12 protein-coding genes are annotated in these 14,814 nt (G+C 76.1%); 9 read left to right on the forward strand and 3 right to left on the reverse strand.

The genetic code is table 11. The features are described 5' to 3' along the window. Window positions 1-5 precede the first annotated feature (5 nt). The 5 genes from ACH9D3_RS04195 to ACH9D3_RS04215 all read left to right on the forward strand — a co-directional run bounded on the left by ACH9D3_RS04195 (window position 6) and on the right by ACH9D3_RS04215 (window position 5,527). On the forward strand, window positions 6-1,280 hold the full coding sequence (locus ACH9D3_RS04195; RefSeq protein ID WP_396409979.1) for an O-antigen ligase family protein: 1,275 nt from the start codon (window positions 6-8) through the stop codon (window positions 1,278-1,280). Next, entirely contained in the window at window positions 1,277-2,821 is a 1,545-nt protein-coding gene (locus ACH9D3_RS04200; RefSeq protein ID WP_396409980.1) for an oligosaccharide flippase family protein, read from the forward strand. The genes ACH9D3_RS04195 and ACH9D3_RS04200 overlap by 4 nt, the downstream gene beginning before the upstream one ends. A gap of 148 nt (window positions 2,822-2,969) precedes the next feature. Continuing rightward, window positions 2,970-4,304 (forward strand): hypothetical protein, encoded by a 1,335-nt coding sequence (locus tag ACH9D3_RS04205; RefSeq protein WP_396409981.1) that lies wholly within the window; start codon window positions 2,970-2,972, stop codon window positions 4,302-4,304. An 11-nt stretch (window positions 4,305-4,315) separates the two neighbouring features. Next, window positions 4,316-4,756: a PssD/Cps14F family polysaccharide biosynthesis glycosyltransferase gene (pssD, locus tag ACH9D3_RS04210; protein ID WP_396409998.1), complete on the forward strand. Its 441-nt coding sequence runs from the start codon at window positions 4,316-4,318 to the stop codon at window positions 4,754-4,756. Window positions 4,757-4,903: 147 nt separating this feature from the next. Next, complete coding sequence (locus tag ACH9D3_RS04215) at window positions 4,904-5,527, forward strand: glycosyl transferase (RefSeq protein WP_396409982.1); 624 nt, start codon at window positions 4,904-4,906, stop codon at window positions 5,525-5,527. Between the two features lie 49 nt (window positions 5,528-5,576). On the opposite strand, the gene ACH9D3_RS04220 is transcribed toward ACH9D3_RS04215, so the two are convergent. After that, window positions 5,577-6,524 carry a 4-(cytidine 5'-diphospho)-2-C-methyl-D-erythritol kinase gene (locus ACH9D3_RS04220; RefSeq protein ID WP_396409983.1) on the reverse strand — a complete coding sequence of 316 codons (948 nt, stop codon included), beginning with the start codon at window positions 6,522-6,524 and terminating at the stop codon, window positions 5,577-5,579. Further along, on the reverse strand, window positions 6,521-7,423 hold the full coding sequence (rsmA, locus tag ACH9D3_RS04225; RefSeq protein WP_396409984.1) for a 16S rRNA (adenine(1518)-N(6)/adenine(1519)-N(6))-dimethyltransferase RsmA: 903 nt from the start codon (window positions 7,421-7,423) through the stop codon (window positions 6,521-6,523). Before rsmA ends, ACH9D3_RS04220 begins: the two co-directional genes overlap by 4 nt. Before the next feature lie 256 nt (window positions 7,424-7,679). Between rsmA and ACH9D3_RS04230 the strand changes: the two genes are divergently transcribed. Continuing rightward, entirely contained in the window at window positions 7,680-8,576 is an 897-nt protein-coding gene (locus tag ACH9D3_RS04230) for a DUF559 domain-containing protein (protein ID WP_396409985.1), read from the forward strand. Between the two features lie 104 nt (window positions 8,577-8,680). On the opposite strand, the gene ACH9D3_RS04235 is transcribed toward ACH9D3_RS04230, so the two are convergent. Continuing rightward, a complete protein-coding gene (locus tag ACH9D3_RS04235) occupies window positions 8,681-9,694 on the reverse strand; it encodes a TatD family hydrolase (RefSeq protein WP_396399189.1) in 1,014 nt (337 codons plus the stop codon). Between the two features lie 197 nt (window positions 9,695-9,891). Between ACH9D3_RS04235 and ACH9D3_RS04240 the strand changes: the two genes are divergently transcribed. From ACH9D3_RS04240 to ACH9D3_RS04250, 3 genes are read left to right on the forward strand one after another with little or no spacing between them, the layout of a single operon-like run. Further along, window positions 9,892-10,842 (forward strand): AAA family ATPase, encoded by a 951-nt coding sequence (locus ACH9D3_RS04240; RefSeq protein WP_396399190.1) that lies wholly within the window; start codon window positions 9,892-9,894, stop codon window positions 10,840-10,842. Next, complete coding sequence (locus ACH9D3_RS04245) at window positions 10,839-12,314, forward strand: DUF58 domain-containing protein (protein WP_396409986.1); 1,476 nt, start codon at window positions 10,839-10,841, stop codon at window positions 12,312-12,314. The genes ACH9D3_RS04240 and ACH9D3_RS04245 overlap by 4 nt, the downstream gene beginning before the upstream one ends. After that, the gene (locus tag ACH9D3_RS04250; protein ID WP_396409987.1) at window positions 12,311-14,710 is read left to right on the forward strand and encodes a transglutaminaseTgpA domain-containing protein; all 2,400 of its coding nucleotides are present in this window, start codon (window positions 12,311-12,313) and stop codon (window positions 14,708-14,710) included. Before ACH9D3_RS04245 ends, ACH9D3_RS04250 begins: the two co-directional genes overlap by 4 nt. The last annotated feature ends 104 nt before the right edge of the window (window positions 14,711-14,814 follow it).

Consider the following 14,814-nt stretch of genomic DNA (forward strand, 5'->3'; position numbering starts at 1 on the left):
AGCCCATGGCACTGATGACGTCCCCGGTGGCGCGGCCTGATCGGGCCGCCCCCACCGCCGCGGTCCTGCCGGCCTGGCCGCTGCTGACGCTGTTCTACGGCCTGCCGCTGATCTGGGCGGCCGGGGCCCTGCAGTTCGCGCCCACGGTCCTGGCCCTGTTCATGCTGGTGCTGCTGGTGCTGCGCCGCCGCGTGGTGGTGCCGGGGGCGGCCTGGATCCTCGCGGTCTTCCTCCTGTGGGCGGCGGCGAGCTCCGTGCAGATCGACGGCTTCGGCTCCTGGGCCGGATTCGCCCTGCGCTGGGTCAACCTCTTCTCCGCCCTGATCTTCCTCGTCTACTACTACAACGCCCGGGAGAACCTGGACCACCGCCGGGTGCTGCGGGCCGCCGTGGCCGCCTGGGCCACCCTGGTGGGCCTGGGCTGCCTGGCCCTGGTCATTCCCGAGGCACGGCTGACCACCCCGGTGGGGCTGCTGGTGCCGGAGGCGTTCACCTCCAACGAGCTCGTGCAGGACTTCGTGTTCCCGCCGCTGGCCGAGGTCCAGCAGCCGTGGGGCGCACCGGAGCCGTACAACCGGCCCTCGGCCCCGTTCCCGTACACCAACGGCTGGGGCTCCGCCTTCGTGATCCTCACCCCGCTCGTGCTCGCCTATCTGACCACGGTGCGCTTCCGCGCCCGGCACCTGCTGATCGTGGCCGGCCTCGCCGTCTCGCTCGTGCCGGCCGTGGCCACCACCAACCGCGGGATGTTCCTCGGCATCGGGGTGGCCATGGGGTACGTGCTCGTGCGCTGGGCGCTGCAGGGCCGGGTGCTCCCGGCCCTGGGCGGCATCACGATCGTGGCGGCGGTCGCCGGATGGCTCGTGGTCAGCGGATCGGTGGAGCGGATCCTGGGCCGGCAGCAGTACAGCGACAGCACCGGGGACCGCGGCGACCTGTACCTGGACACGTTCCGGGCGACCCTCGACTCGCCCCTGCTGGGCTACGGGGCGCCCCTGCTGGACGAGTCCGTGGGTATCCACATGGGCACCCAGGGCTATCTCTGGACCCTGATGTTCTGCTACGGGTTCGTGGGCCTGGGACTGTTCGTGGCCTTCCTGCACGGGAGCACCGTGCTCACCCTGGGCGTGCGGTCCACCACGGGCCTGCTGGTGCACGCCGTGCCCGTCGCGGCCTGCATGTTCTTCGCCTACTACGGCCTGGACGCGGTCCAGTTCATCCTGATCTCCCTGAGCCTGGCCGTGCTCCTGCGCGCCCGCCGCTACGGGGAGGCGCTGTGAACCCGCACCGGCTGGCCCGCTCGGGCTCGCTCACCTTCGCCTTCGTGGTGACCGGGGCGGTCCTGGCGTTCGTCGCCACGCTGGTGGTCTCCAACGCCTCCGGCCCGGCCGCGGCAGGACAGTTCTTCCAGGTGGTGGCGCTGCTGGCGATCGCCACCACCCTGTCCACCTTCGGCGCCGACACGGGTCTGGTGCGGGCGGTTCCCGCCCTCACCGCCCGGGGCCGGTCCGCCGGGGTGCCGGCGGTGCTGCGGATCGCGGCGAGGCCCGTCCTGGTCCTGGCCACCGCCGTCGCCGGCACCGCCGCCCTGCTCGTGGGGATCCCCGGGCTCGTCCCGGTGTCCGCCGAGGTGCGCTCGGCCGTGCTGCTGGCGGCGCCGTTCCTCGTGCTCGGCGCGGTGCTGAACCTGGCCTTCGGCACCCTGCGCGGGCTGCACCGCGTGCCGACGTTCTCGTTCCTGCAGAACGTCCTGCTCCCCTCCCTGCGCGTGCTCGGCGTCATCGCGGTGGTCGCCCTGGGCGGTGGCCTGCTGTCCCTGACCGCGGCCTGGACCGTGCCGGTCGTCGTCGTGGTGGTCGTGGCCCTCGCGCTGGTGCGCCGCGGGGTGGCCGCGGCCGGCACGCAGGACGCGGGCGCCGCGCCGGAGCCGCACCGGGAGCAGTCCCGGGCGTTCTGGTCCTTCGCCTCCGCACGCGGGGTCACCGCCGTGGTCGAGGCCCTGCTCGAGTGGCTCGACGTGCTGCTCGTCGCGTTCTTCCTCGGCCCCGCCGCCGCGGGCGTCTACGGGGTGGTCAACCGCTGCATCCGGGTGGGCACGATGCTCGACCACACCGCGCGCATCGTCACCGGCCCCTCCATCAGCGCCGCCCTGGCCGTCGACGACGTCGCCACGGCCCGGTCCGTGTTCACCCGGACCACCGCCGTGCTCGTGACCGGGGCGTGGCCCTTCTACCTGACGCTCATCGTCTTCGGCTCCACGATCCTGTCCTTCTTCGGCGAGGGCTTCGAGTCCGGCTATCCGGCGCTGCTGGTCATCGCCTCGGCCATGCTGCTGGCGGTCTCCGCCGGCGGGGTGCAGTCGCTGCTGCTCATGGCCGGGCGCAGCCGGTGGCAGCTGATGAACAAGTCGGCGGCCCTGGCCGTGGCCGTGGTCCTCAACCTGTGGCTCATCCCGCAGTGGGGCCTGGTCGGCGCCGCCACGGCGTGGGCCGCCTCCGTGCTCACGGACACCGGCCTGGCCCTGTTCCAGTCCGTGCGCCTGCTGGGCATCGCCCCGCGCTGGTCCGTGGTCGGGGCCATCGCCCTCGCGGCGGCCGTCGTGGCCGGCGGCGGAGGGCTGCTGATCCGCGCCCTGCCCGTCCCGGACACCGCCGGGCTGCTCGTCCACCTTGCCGTCCTGGGCCTGGCGGTCGGCGCGGCCGGTGCCGTCCTGGTGCGGCGTGCGCGCGCGGCGGCCGCCGCCGCGCACGACGACCTGTCACCCGAAGAGACCACGGCCGATCCCGGTCCGGCCGTGGTCCCGGTGAATTTGCACAAGTAACATTCAAAGTGATCGACAATTCAGGGCGCTGCCACCGGGGCTGGACTCGGCAGCCGCCCGCAGGGGGACGTGGCCGGAAGGACCGCCGGGGGGCGGGCACCGACCACGACCGATCGACGCACCACAGATCCACTAGGGGGAGTTCCACATGAGCGACACGCTGAGCACGATCCGCACCGACCGGCGACGGTCCCGCACCCGGACTGCGCGGGAGAACGCACGACAGGCCCCGCCGTCCGACCTGACGGCGCAGTGGCGGCGGGCGCTGCGCCGGTGGCCCACCATCCTGGGCACCTGGCTGGTGGTCGCCGCCCTCGCCGTGACGGCGGGCCTCCTCTGGCCCCCGTCCTACCAGGCCACGGCCTCGCTGGCCGTGACCCCCGCCGCCGTGAACCCGCTGACCGGTGAGGCCGGCAACGAGGAGATCGAGATGCACACCGAGGCGGCCACCCTGTCCTCGCAGCAGGTCGCGCTGCGCGCCGCCGCGGAGCTGGAGGACGTGCCCTTCGAGGAGGCCGACCCGCAGCTGGCCGAGGAGCTCATCGAGTCCGCGGACGTCGAGGCGCCGTCGCAGAGCCAGGTGCTCCGGGTCAGCGTCACCGGGACCGACCCCCAGCAGGTCGCCGCCCGGGCCAACGCCCTCGCCGGCGCCTACCTCGAGGACCGCGCCGAGACCGTGACCGCCTCCGCCGCGGCCGCCGTGGAGCGCCTCGACGACTCCATCGCCGCGCTCGAGCGGGACGACGACCAGGACTCCGCGGTCGACCAGCTGCGCGAGCAGCGCACCGCGGCGTCCCTCATCGCCCCGACCCCGGGGCGGATCATCAGCGCCGCCGTGGCCCCGGAGGACCCGTCCTCGGCCGGGCTCCTGCTCTTCACGGCCGGCGGGATCGTCGGCGGGCTCGTGCTGGGCGTCCTCGCCGGACTGCTGCGCGAGCGCTCCGACCGCAGCGTCCGCCGGGCCGACCGCCTGGCCGAGGCCGGCGCGTCCGCGGTGGTGTCCCTGCGCTCGGAGGACGACGAGGACGGCGCCCTCGAGCTGCTGCGCCTGCTGGCCCGCGACGGCGAGGGCTCCGTGCCCGGCCCCGGCTCCCGGATCGCCGTGCACTCCCCGCGTCCGGGCGAGGCCGAGGTCGTCGTCCGGGCCCTGAGCTCGGTGCTCGACCGGTGGGGCGGTTCCGTCGAGCTCGTCGACGAGGAGACGCTCACCAACGCGGTCGGCCCGCTGGACGACTGGCTCACCCTGCAGGACGCCCCGCCCACCGTGCTGATGGCCGTGGTGCCGTCCCGCACCGGCGTCGCCGAGCTCGCCGCCCTCTCCGACCGGGTCGACGGCATGGTCGTCGCCGTCGACGCCCGCAGCGACCTGCGCCGGTCCCGGAACCTGCTGGACCGGCTGACCGGACGGCACGCCACCGTGGTGCCCGCGTTCGTCACCCAGCGCCAGGCGCGCCCCGCGCCGGCCGCCACGACGGAGGTGTGAGCGTGCGCATCATGATGGTCTCCTCCGGCGGCGGGCACCTGGCGCAGCTGCTGAACCTCGAGGAGCTGTGGCGCCGGCACGAACGGTCCTGGGTGACCTTCGACCTGCCCGAGGTGCGGGCCGTGCTGGAGGGGGAGACGGTCCACTGGGCCCACTTCCCCACCACCCGCAACATCCCCAACGCGATCCGCAACGCCGGGCTCGCGTGGCGGCTGCTGCGCACCGAGCGCCCGGACACGGTCATGACCACCGGCGCCGGCGTCTCCTTCCCGTTCTTCCTCGTGGCGCGGCTGCTGGGGATCCGGACGGTGTTCATCGAGTGCTTCGACCGGATCACGATGCCGACCCTCAGCGGGCGCCTGTGCTACCCCTTCTCGGACGTGTTCGCCGTCCAGTGGGAGGAGCAGCGCAAGCACTTCCCCGAGGCCGTCAACATCGGCGCGCTCATGTAGCAGTGCGGCACTCCCGCACCCGTCCTCGTCCGGCACCCCGGCACCCGCCCGGCAGCCCGGAACCCGCCCGGCACCCCGGCAACCGCCCGGCTCTCGTCCGGCAGTCCGGCACCCGTTCGGCTCCCTTTCGGCACCCCAGGAGGAACCATGGAACCCGTCGAACCGGCAGGCCCCGGCGTCACCTACGACGTCGTGGTCTCCCTCGGCACCGACCACCACCGCTTCGACCGCCTCGTCGACTGGCTCGACGCCTGGCTCACGACCCGCCCGGACGTGCGCTGCCTGCTGCAGCACGGGTTCAGCCGCCCGTCCAGCCTGGCCACGTCCGTTCCGCGGCTGCCCCGCACGGAGCTGCTGGAGCACTACCGGCGGGCCTCCGCCGTGGTCGTCCAGGGCGGGCCGGGCTCGATCCTCGACGCCCGCGGGCTCGGGCTGATGCCCTTCGCCGTGCCGCGGCTGGCCCGCCTGGGCGAGCACGTGGACAACCACCAGGCCGTGTTCACCGCCTACATGGTGGAGCAGGGCGAGGCCCTGCGCCCCGACACCGGCGATGCGCTCGCCGGACTCCTGGACGCCGCGCTCACCCGACCGGCCGAGTTCCGCACCGAGCCGCGCCGGGCCTCCCCCGAGCTGGCCACCCGCGAGCTGGACTCCGCGCTCGCCAGGGCCCAGCGCGCGGCACGGCGCCCGGGAGACCTGACCCGACGGCTGCTGTGGACGGCGCGCGAGTCGCTGCCGCAGTCCCACCGATCGTCCGCCGGCGCCGCCTGAACCCGGGAGGTCAGGTCACATCCGGGCGCCGGCGGCCGGACGCCAGGGGTCAGGGAGCACGCACCGCGAGAGCGGGCGCTCCCTGGCCCCTGAGCACGTCCGCGAGGTCCTCGGCCGCGGCGGCGTCCGCCACCAGGTGCGCCACGGTGGGGCCCGAACCGGACACGAGGCTCGCCAGGGCGCCGGCGGCCGCGCCGGCGGCGAGCACCGGCTGCAGCCGGGGCGCGAGCGAGAGGGCCGCGGCCTGCAGGTCGTTGTCCAGCAGCGGGGCGAGCTCGGCCGCCGCACCGGCGCCCAGGAGCTCCTCGAGCCCCGCCGGCAGCCGCGGCGGGGCGACGTCCCGGTGCGCGCGCAGCCGGTCCAGCTCGGCGTAGACGGCCGGTGTGGACAGCCCCGCCTCGGCGGCCACGAGGACCAGGTGCAGCGGCGCCCCGACCGCCACCGGCCGCAGCCGGGCTCCGGTTCCGGTGCCCACCGCAGCGCCGCCCGTCAGCGCGAACGGCACGTCGGCGCCGAGACCGGCGGCGAGCCGGAGCAGCGCGTCGTCGTCGAGCGCGGGCTCCCCCGAGACGCGGGCCGCGAGCCGGTTCACGGCGGTCAGCGCCGCCGCGGCGTCCGCGGACCCGCCGCCCATGCCGCCGGCCACGGGCACGGCCTTGTCGATGCGCAGGTGCAGCCCGCCCGGCAGCACCGGGAACCGTTCGAGCACGGCACGGGCGGCCCGGACGGCGAGGTTGGACCCGTCCCGCGGCACGGCGTCCAGGGAGAAGGTCCCGCGCTCGATCTGCTGGGCCACGAGCGAGCCGGGGACCGCCGCCACGTCCACGGTGGTCCCGGTGTGCCGGGTCGGCGTGGCCGTCACGGTCTCTCCCGTGCCCACCGCGCAGTACAGGCTCGCGACGTCGTGGTAGCCGTCCGGGCGCGGCGGGCCGGCGGCGAAGAAGAGGTTGACCTTGCCCGGCGCGGACGCGCGCTCCGTGGGCTGCGCCGCGGTCATCCGCCGCGCACCCGTGCGGTCAGTCCCGCGGCGGCACCGGCCTGTGCGATCCGGGCGAACTCGTGCACGTCCAGCTTCTCGCCCCGCCGGGCCGGGTCGATCCCGGCCGCCCCGAGGATCTCCCCGGCCGCGGCGGCGGAGCCCGCCCAGCCCGCCAGGGCGGCCCGCAGGGTCTTGCGCCGCTGGGCGAAGGCGGCGTCCACCGCCGCGAAGACCAGCTCCCGGTCCACGTCCGCCACCGGCTGCTCGCGGCGCACGAAGCGCACCAGTCCGGAGGCGATCGTCGGGGCCGGCCAGAACACGTTCTTGCCGATGGTCCCGGCCTTGGTGACGTCGGCGTACCAGGAGGCCTTGACCGACGGCACCCCGTAGACCTTGGAGCCCGGCGCCGCGGCCAGCCGGTCCGCGACCTCCTCCTGCACCATCACCAGCCCGCGGCGGATCGAGGGGAAGCGGGCCAGCAGGTGCAGCAGCACCGGGACGGCCACGTTGTACGGCAGGTTCGCCACCAGGGCGGTGGGCTCCGCCGGCAGCTCCTCGACGCGCATGGCGTCCTGCTCGAGCACGGTCAGCCGCCCCGTCAGCTCCGGGCGCATGCGCTCCACCGTGTGCGGCAGCTGCGCCGCCAGCGGCGGGTCGATCTCCACGGCCACGACACGCTCGGCGGCGTCCAGCAGCCCGAGGGTCAGCGACCCCAGCCCGGGCCCCACCTCGAGCACCGTCTCGTGCTCGCCCAGCCGCGCGGCGGCGATGATCCGGCGGATCGTGTTGGGGTCGATCACGAAGTTCTGCCCGAGCGTCTTGGTCGGCCGGATCCCGAGCTGCTCCGCGAGCGCGCGGATCTCCGCGGGCCCGAGCAGGGCGCGGGCGGCGGGCTCTGGCGCGGTGGATTCTGTCACCGGGTCATCGTATCGGGCGCCCTACCCCACCCCGTTCATGCGGCCGAGCCCCCAGCCATCACCTCCCGTGCGCGCCGGGTCCCCCACGGTGCTCCACGCCCCCACGAATCCGCATGGGGAGATGCGGCTGATCCGGGGAATCGGCGGGGCGCTCGTCCCCACTCCCCACAGCTGTGCTGCGCGTCCCGTGCGCTTTCTTGTCCCCCGTCGCCGCGGCGTCACACCACCGGACCTCGGCCGGACCTATCAACGGACCATGACCGACCTCATGAGCCTCGCCCAGCTGCACGACACCGGCCTCAGCGGCCACGAGATCCGGCGCCGCCTCCGCAACGGGCAGCTCCGCCGGGTCCGCGCGGGCTGCTTCACGCCTGCGGACGCCTATCGGCGGCTCAGCCCCGAGGAGCAGTCCTTGCTCCGGCACCGGGCGCTCAGCCGGGCCGCCTCCGCGCCGCCGGTCTTCTGTCTCGCCTCCGCCGCCCTCGTGCACGGCCTGGACCTCCGACGGGTCCCGGTCCGCCTGCACACGCTCACCCGGCCCGGAGAGAGGACCCACAACGGGTACGCCGGCGTGGTGAGGCACCAGGAGCGGCTGCCGGGGCCCGACGTCGTCACGGTCGACGGACTGCGCGCCACGTCGGTCGAGCGGACCCTCCTGGACTGCGCTCGGCTGCTGCCCTTCACCGACGCGGTGGTCCTGGCGGACCAGGCGCAACGCTTCGACCTCACCCGGACCCGGATGGAAGCACGCCTGGCGGAGTGGGCAGGCCGGCGGGGCGTGCGCAGGGCGCGGCGCGTGCTCGACGCCATGGACACGCGCTCCGAGTCGGTGGGTGAGACCCTCACCCGGCTCGTCCTGATGGAGTACGGTCTGCCGGCGCCGGAGCTGCAGTGGGCGATCGTGGGCCGGACGGGGCCCTACCGTGCCGACTTCGCCTGGCCGGAGCGCATGCTCGTGCTCGAGTTCGACGGCGAGTGCAAGTACGCGGACTCCCCCGCCGACGTGACCCGCAACGAGCGGCGGCGCGAGGTCGAGATCCAGGAGCTGGGGTGGACCGTCATCCGGGTGGGGTGGCACGACGTCGTGCGCACTCCCGCGGCGACCGCAGCCCGGATCGAGGCCGCGCTGCGCCGCTCGGCCGGCACCCGCTGACCCGCCCTGCCCTGCCTGCCCCGCCGCAGCTGCCGCCCCGGCGGCAGGGAGCGACCGCACCGTGGGGACTCAGTGTGCGGGCCGAGGGGGGTGCCCGCCGCGGCTCAGAACTCCCCGTACACCGCGACCGTGTTCGCCCAGAGGCGCTCGCACAGCGGCTCCAGCTCCTCCTCCAGGATCCCGGCCATGCCGCGCACCGTGTAGTTGACCACGTAGCTGGCGTTGGGCCGGCCCCGGTACGGGTGCGGGGTGAGGAACGGGGCGTCGGTCTCGGTGAGCACCAGCTCGGGGCGGGCGGTGCGCAGTGCGGCCCTGAGGTCGTGGCTGTTCTTGAAGGTGACGGTCCCGGAGAAGGACATGTACCAGCCGTGCTCGTTGCAGGTCCGCGCGAGCTCCGCGTCCCCGGAGAAGCAGTGGAACACGGTGCGCTCGGGGGCCCCCTCCTCCAGCAGGACGGCGACGACGTCGGCGTGGGCGTCCCGGTCGTGGATCTGCAGGGCCTTGCCGGTCTCCTTGGCGAAGCGGATGTGCTCCCGGAAGGAGATCTTCTGGTGCTCCCGGCCCTCCCCCTCGGTGCGGTAGTGGTCGAGACCGGTCTCCCCGAAGGCCCGGACCCGCTCGTGCCGCCCCAGCTCGCGGATCTCCGCGAGCGCCTCGTCGAGGGTCCCCGCGGCCGCGAGCCCCGGCACCTCGTTGGGGTGCAGGGCCACCGCGGCCAGCACCCGGGGGTCGGCCCGGGCCGCGGCCACGGCGAAGCGGGAGGACGGGACGTCGCAGCCGACCTGCACGAGCCCGCCCACCCCGGCCAGCGCCGCGGCGTCCGCGGCGTCCCGGACCGAGACGTGGACCTGCCCGTCCTGCAGGTCGAGGTGGGTGTGGTTGTCGACCACCGGGTGCGGCAGCGGCTCGGGCGCGGGCGGGTAGGAGAGGTTGCGGCGTCGCCCGTCGTCGGCCCGGGCGGAGCGGCGCCGGGTGCCCTCGCCGTCGGGCGCGTCCTCGGGCACGGCGTGGTGCTCCGGCTGATAGGCGGCAGGCGCCGCGCCTGGGGCGGGGACGGGCCGGGCGGCCGGGTCGGGCCACAGGGAGCTGGCGAGGAGGGTGGCGTTGGGGTCGGTCACGGGCGGCACCTCGGAGGAAGTCGGGCGGAGGACGGGCGGAGGACGTCAGACGTGGACGGACAGGAATGACGGAGAAGGCGGGGCAGGCGGGACAGGACGGGCAACGGTGCGGGAACACGCGGGCACGGACCAATCTACGAGGTGGAGTCGGACAGACATACTGGGAGCAGACGCCCGAGCAGGAAGCCGAGGAGCCCATGGAGTCCTTCCCCCAGTACACGCAGGCGATCCTGGACCGGATCAACACGGTGATCGACGGCAAGCCCGAGGCGGCGCGCACGGCCCTGAGCGTGCTGCTGGCGGGCGGGCACCTGCTGGTGGAGGACGTGCCGGGCGTGGGCAAGACGATGCTGGCGCGCACGCTGGCCACCGCGGTCGGCGGGACGGTCTCGCGCATCCAGTTCACCCCGGACCTGCTGCCCACGGACATCACGGGCGTGTCCGTCTACGACCAGGCGCGGCGGGAGTTCGAGTTCAAGCCCGGCCCGGTGTTCGCCAACGTGGTGATCGGGGACGAGATCAACCGGGCGTCGGCCAAGACCCAGTCCGCGCTGCTCGAGTGCATGGCGGAGGGACAGGTCACCGCGGACGGGACGACCTACCGGCTGTCGACCCCCTTCATGGTGGTGGCCACGCAGAACCCGGTGGAGATGGACGGCACGTTCCCGCTCCCGGAGGCGCAGCGGGACCGGTTCACGGCCCGGATCTCCATGGGCTACCCGGACACCGCGGCGGAGATGACGATGCTCTCCGACCACGGCGGCGGATCCCCGCTCGAGGGCCTGCGGCCGGTGGTCACCCTCGAGGACGCGGCACGCCTGGTGGCCCACGTGCGCGGGATCCACGTCTCGGACGCGGTGCGGGCCTACGTGGTGGCCCTGGGCCAGGCCACGCGCTCGCACCCGCAGATCCGGCTGGGCGCCAGCCCCCGTGCGCTGCTCCAGCTACAGGCCTCCGCCCGGGCGGAGGCGGCCTTGAGCGGGCGGGAGTACGCCCTGCCCGACGACGTCCGGGCCGTCGCGGTGCCGGTGCTCGCCCACCGCCTGATCCTGGACCGCCGCGCCGGCACGGACTCCGCGGAGGAGCTGGTGCGGGCGGTGCTGGACGAGGTGCGGGTCCCGGCCGAGCACTCCCCCCGGAGCCGATGAGCCGCCGGCCGGAGGGAGAGCGGACGGCGGACGGCGAGCGCGCGGAGCAGCCCGTGGACTCCCGCGCCCGGTTCACGGGACGCGGCTGGGCGTTCCTCGGGGCGGGCGCGCTGTGCCTGCTGCTGGCCACCTGGTTGGGCCGCAAGGACGTGCTGGCGCTGGCGCTCTTCCTGGGAGCGGCCCCGCTGTTCGCGGCGCTGTCCCTGTACGTGGTGAAGCCGAGGGTGCTGCTCAAGCGCGGCGTGGCCCCCGCGCTCGTGACGGCCGGGGACTCCGCCGTGGTCCGGCTGCGCGTGCGGCACCGGAGCCGCCGCGGCGGGTCGGTCTCCGGGGCGGTCGCCGTGCACGAGACGGTGCCGGAGCCGCTGGGCGGGGACCGGGAGCTGAGCGTGGAGACCGGTGGGGAGCCCGCCGCCTACACCGTGCGGCCGCGCCGCCGGGGCGTGTACGCCCTGGGCCCGGCCACGGTGCGGGTCGCGGACCCGTTCGGGCTGGCCGCCGAGCTGCTCGACGCCTCCGAGCGCACGTCCCTGCACGTGGCGCCGGATCCCGTGGAGCTGCCGGAGATCAGCGCCCACCGGCTGCGGGAGTCCGGCACCGACCCGTCCCGGACGGCGCAGCCGCAGCCGGGACCGGACAACGTCACCACCCGCGAGTACCGGCACGGGGACCCGATGCGCCGGGTGCACTGGGCCGCCTCCGCCAAGCACGGGCAGCTGATGGTCCGCCAGGAGGACCCCCGCAGCACCCGGCGGCTGACCCTGCTCCTGGACCGCGACGAGGCCTCCTGGCCCGGGGAGCGGCTGTGGGCCGGTGTGCTCCCCAGCACGGTCGAGTTCGAGTGGGCCGTGTCCTTCACCGCGGCCGTGCTCGAGCACCTCACGCAGCGCGAGACCGCCGTGCACGCCCTCGATGCCTCCGGGGATCCGCTGCCCCGCGGCGGGGCGGACGACGACGACGCCGCTCCCGCGCGCACCCGCGCCGCCGCCGTCACCGACGACGGCGCCGAGGACGCCCGGCACGGTCTGGCGCGGGTGCGCCCCGAGCCCGCTCCCGGCCGAACAAGGGACGACCCGACCGCCGACGACCGGACCGCGGACGGCCGAACCGCGGACGGCCGAACCGCGACCGGCCGAACCGCGACCGGCGGGACGGCGGACGGCCGGACCGCGGAGGACGAGCTGGCCGACCGCTTCGACCGCGACGGCCTGGTGCACCCGGTGCTGCTGGTCTCGGGGGACCTGTCCGCCGCCGCCGCCGAGCGGGTCCTGCGCGGGACGCAGCGGGCCGCGACGGGCAGCGCGGTGCTGGTGACCTCCTCGCCCGGCAGGGGCGCGGACCGGGGCCCGGACGGGGCCGGCGTGCTCGAGGCGGCGGGGTGGTCCGTCGTCGTCGTCACGGCGTCCGCCGCGCCCGAGGACGCGTGGGCGCAGCTCGGCAGCGGGTCCCGCACGGCCGGGGCCCGCCGATGAGCGCCGCCGTCCGCACGCCGGCGGATCCCGGCGCAGCGGCAGCCCCGGGGTCCGACCGGCCACGCGGGGGCCCGGCGACGGACCGCCGCCCGGCGCCCGCCGCCCTGGGTCTGGCCGGCACGGTCCTCGTGGCGGTCTGGCTGTCCCTCGTGGCGCTGACCGGCGTGCTCGACGGCGCGGGCTGGGTCCCCGGCGCGCTGCTGGCCGCGCTCGCCGTGGTCGCGGCGACCACCACGGCCCGGGTGCTGGGTCTGCCGGCCGTGCTCGCGCCCCTGTTCGGCGCCGGCGCCCTGGTGCTCGTGCTCACCGTGCTGTTCCTGCGCGATCCCGCGCTCCTCGGCCTGGTCCCCACCGCCGGGAGCCTGGAGCTCGCGGCGCAGCTGTGGCGGGAGGCCGCCGGGGTCCTCGCGGCACGACCGGCACCGTACCCGGATGCCGCGGCGCTCGCGTTCGTCGCGGCCCTCGGATCGGGAGCGGTGACGCTCTTCGTGGACACCGTGCTCGTGGCGCTGCGGCTGCCCGGGGTCAGTGCCCTGGGCGTGCTGGCGCCGCTGGTGGTGCCCGCCCTTGTGCTGCCGGAGAGCGTGGGCCCGGTGGGGACCGCCGCCGCCGTGCTCGCCGCCCTGGTCCTGCTCGGCGGCGGCCGCCGGTTCGGCGCGGTCCGGGAGCCCCGCACCGCCGCGGCGCCGGGCAGCTGGCCGCGGGTCCTGGTGGTGGGTGCCGGCGTGCTCGCCGTGACCCTGCTGGTCCCGGGACTCGTGCCGGGCTTCGTGAACGGCGCGTTCCCCCAGGGCAGCGGCCCGGCCGGGGATCGCGCCCCCGGGGTGGGACCGCTGCGGGCCGTGGGCCAGGACCTGCGCACCGCGGAGCAGGTGCCCCGGCTCGAGTACACGACGAGCACGGGCGAGCCCGAGCTGCTGCGGGTGCTCACCCTGGCCGACTTCTCCGGCGCGGAGTGGTTCCCGGACAGCACCGGGCTCGACCCCGAGCTCGACGCCCTCGGGCCCACGCCCCTCAGCCCGGTGGCCGACGGCCCCGAGCGGAGCACCGCCGTGGGGCTGCGGGACTGGTCGGAGCCCTGGCTCCCGCTGCCGTGGGCGCCCGTGGACGTGGCGGGGCTCGAGGACGGCGGATGGGCGTGGAGCCCCCGGGACCTCACCGTGCACGGGGACCGGGTGCCGCCCGAGGGCACGGCCTACGACGTCCGCTCGATCGCGCCCGAGCCCACGTCCGCCGAGCTGCGCGAGGCCCCCGCCGCGCCGGACGACCCGGAGCTCGCCCCGTTCCGCGAGCTGCCCGGCGGCACGCCGGCCACTCTCCGGGAGGCGGCCCGGGAGCGGGCCGGGGACGCGCCCACGGCGTTCGACCAGGCGCTGGCCCTGCAGGAGTGGCTGCGCTCGGAGGAGTTCCGCTACGACGTGGACGCTCCGCTCGAGCAGGGCTACGACGCCGGCGGGATGGCCTCCCTCGAGGAGTTCCTGGCCGTGCGCACGGGCTACGCGGGGCACTTCGCCCCGGCGATGGCCGTCATGGCCCGCGAGCTGGGCATCCCCGCGCGCGTGGCCGTCGGCTACCTGCCCTCCGCCGGCCCGGCCGTCGGGGACCCGTTCGGCGACGCGGCGGACCCGGCGGACCCGGGTGCCTTCCCGGTCCTGCCCCGCGACGCCCACGCGTGGCCCGAGCTGTGGTTCGAGGGCTCCGGGTGGGTGCGCTTCGAGCCGACGCCCGGCACCGGCGACCTCCCCGGCTACGCGGCCGAGCAGGCACAGGACGGGGAGGGCGGGTCGCCGGAGGGTGAAGGCGCCGCGGAGCCCACCGACGAGCCGACCGACGCCCCCACACCGGCGACCACGGCCGGGCCCTCGGAGACGGACGCCCCGTCGGCCGAGCCGACCGCGGTGCCGACCCCCGAGGTCTCCGCGGCCCCCGTGCCGGAGGAGACGGGTCCGGCGGCGTGGCTGCCCTGGCTCGCCGGGGCCCTGGCCGCCGCGCTGCTCGCCCTGCTCGCCGCGCTCCCCCGGCTCCTCCGGTCCCGCCGGCGCCGGCGCCGGACGGGCGTGCTGGGCGACCCTCGGGCCCCGGCGGCGGACCGGGCCCTGGCGGGGTGGGCGGAGGTGGAGGACCTCGCCGTCGACCACGGGCTCGGCCGCGCCGCCGCCGAGACCCCCCGGGCGTTCGTCGAGCGGCTCGGCGCCGCGGTTCCGGCCGCCGCGGGGCCGCTGGGCCGGCTCGGCCGGGACGCCGAACGGGCCCTCTACGCGCCGGGGACGACGGCGTGGTCGCCCGAGGCCGCCCCCGAGGACGTCACGGCGCTGCGGGCGGGCTTGGAGGCGCGCGGCGGACCCGGGGCACGCCGCGCCCGGTGGCTCCCCCGCTCGGTGACCACCCGTCCCTGACCTCCCGGCGGCCCCACCGAACGCCGAGTCCCCACATCGGCCGCATTCCCCCACGATCGATCATGGGGAAATGCGGCCGATCTGGGGACTCGGCGGGCATCGGG

This window comes from Kocuria kalidii (assembly GCF_044462225.1).
Classification (GTDB): domain Bacteria; phylum Actinomycetota; class Actinomycetes; order Actinomycetales; family Micrococcaceae; genus Kocuria; species Kocuria kalidii.

Excerpts from the sequence above, each read along its gene's own strand:
- ACH9D3_RS04195 (WP_396409979.1), top strand. The coding sequence starts at position 6 with ATGGCACTGATGACGTCCCCGGTGGCGCGGCCTGATCGGGCCGCCCCC.
- ACH9D3_RS04205 (WP_396409981.1), top strand. The coding sequence starts at position 2,970 with ATGAGCGACACGCTGAGCACGATCCGCACCGACCGGCGACGGTCCCGC.
- pssD (WP_396409998.1), top strand. The coding sequence starts at position 4,316 with ATGATGGTCTCCTCCGGCGGCGGGCACCTGGCGCAGCTGCTGAACCTC.
- ACH9D3_RS04215 (WP_396409982.1), top strand. The coding sequence starts at position 4,904 with ATGGAACCCGTCGAACCGGCAGGCCCCGGCGTCACCTACGACGTCGTG.
- ACH9D3_RS04220 (WP_396409983.1), bottom strand. The coding sequence starts at position 6,524 with ATGACCGCGGCGCAGCCCACGGAGCGCGCGTCCGCGCCGGGCAAGGTC.
- ACH9D3_RS04230 (WP_396409985.1), top strand. The coding sequence starts at position 7,680 with ATGACCGACCTCATGAGCCTCGCCCAGCTGCACGACACCGGCCTCAGC.
- ACH9D3_RS04240 (WP_396399190.1), top strand. The coding sequence starts at position 9,892 with ATGGAGTCCTTCCCCCAGTACACGCAGGCGATCCTGGACCGGATCAAC.
- ACH9D3_RS04245 (WP_396409986.1), top strand. The coding sequence starts at position 10,839 with ATGAGCCGCCGGCCGGAGGGAGAGCGGACGGCGGACGGCGAGCGCGCG.
- ACH9D3_RS04250 (WP_396409987.1), top strand. The coding sequence starts at position 12,311 with ATGAGCGCCGCCGTCCGCACGCCGGCGGATCCCGGCGCAGCGGCAGCC.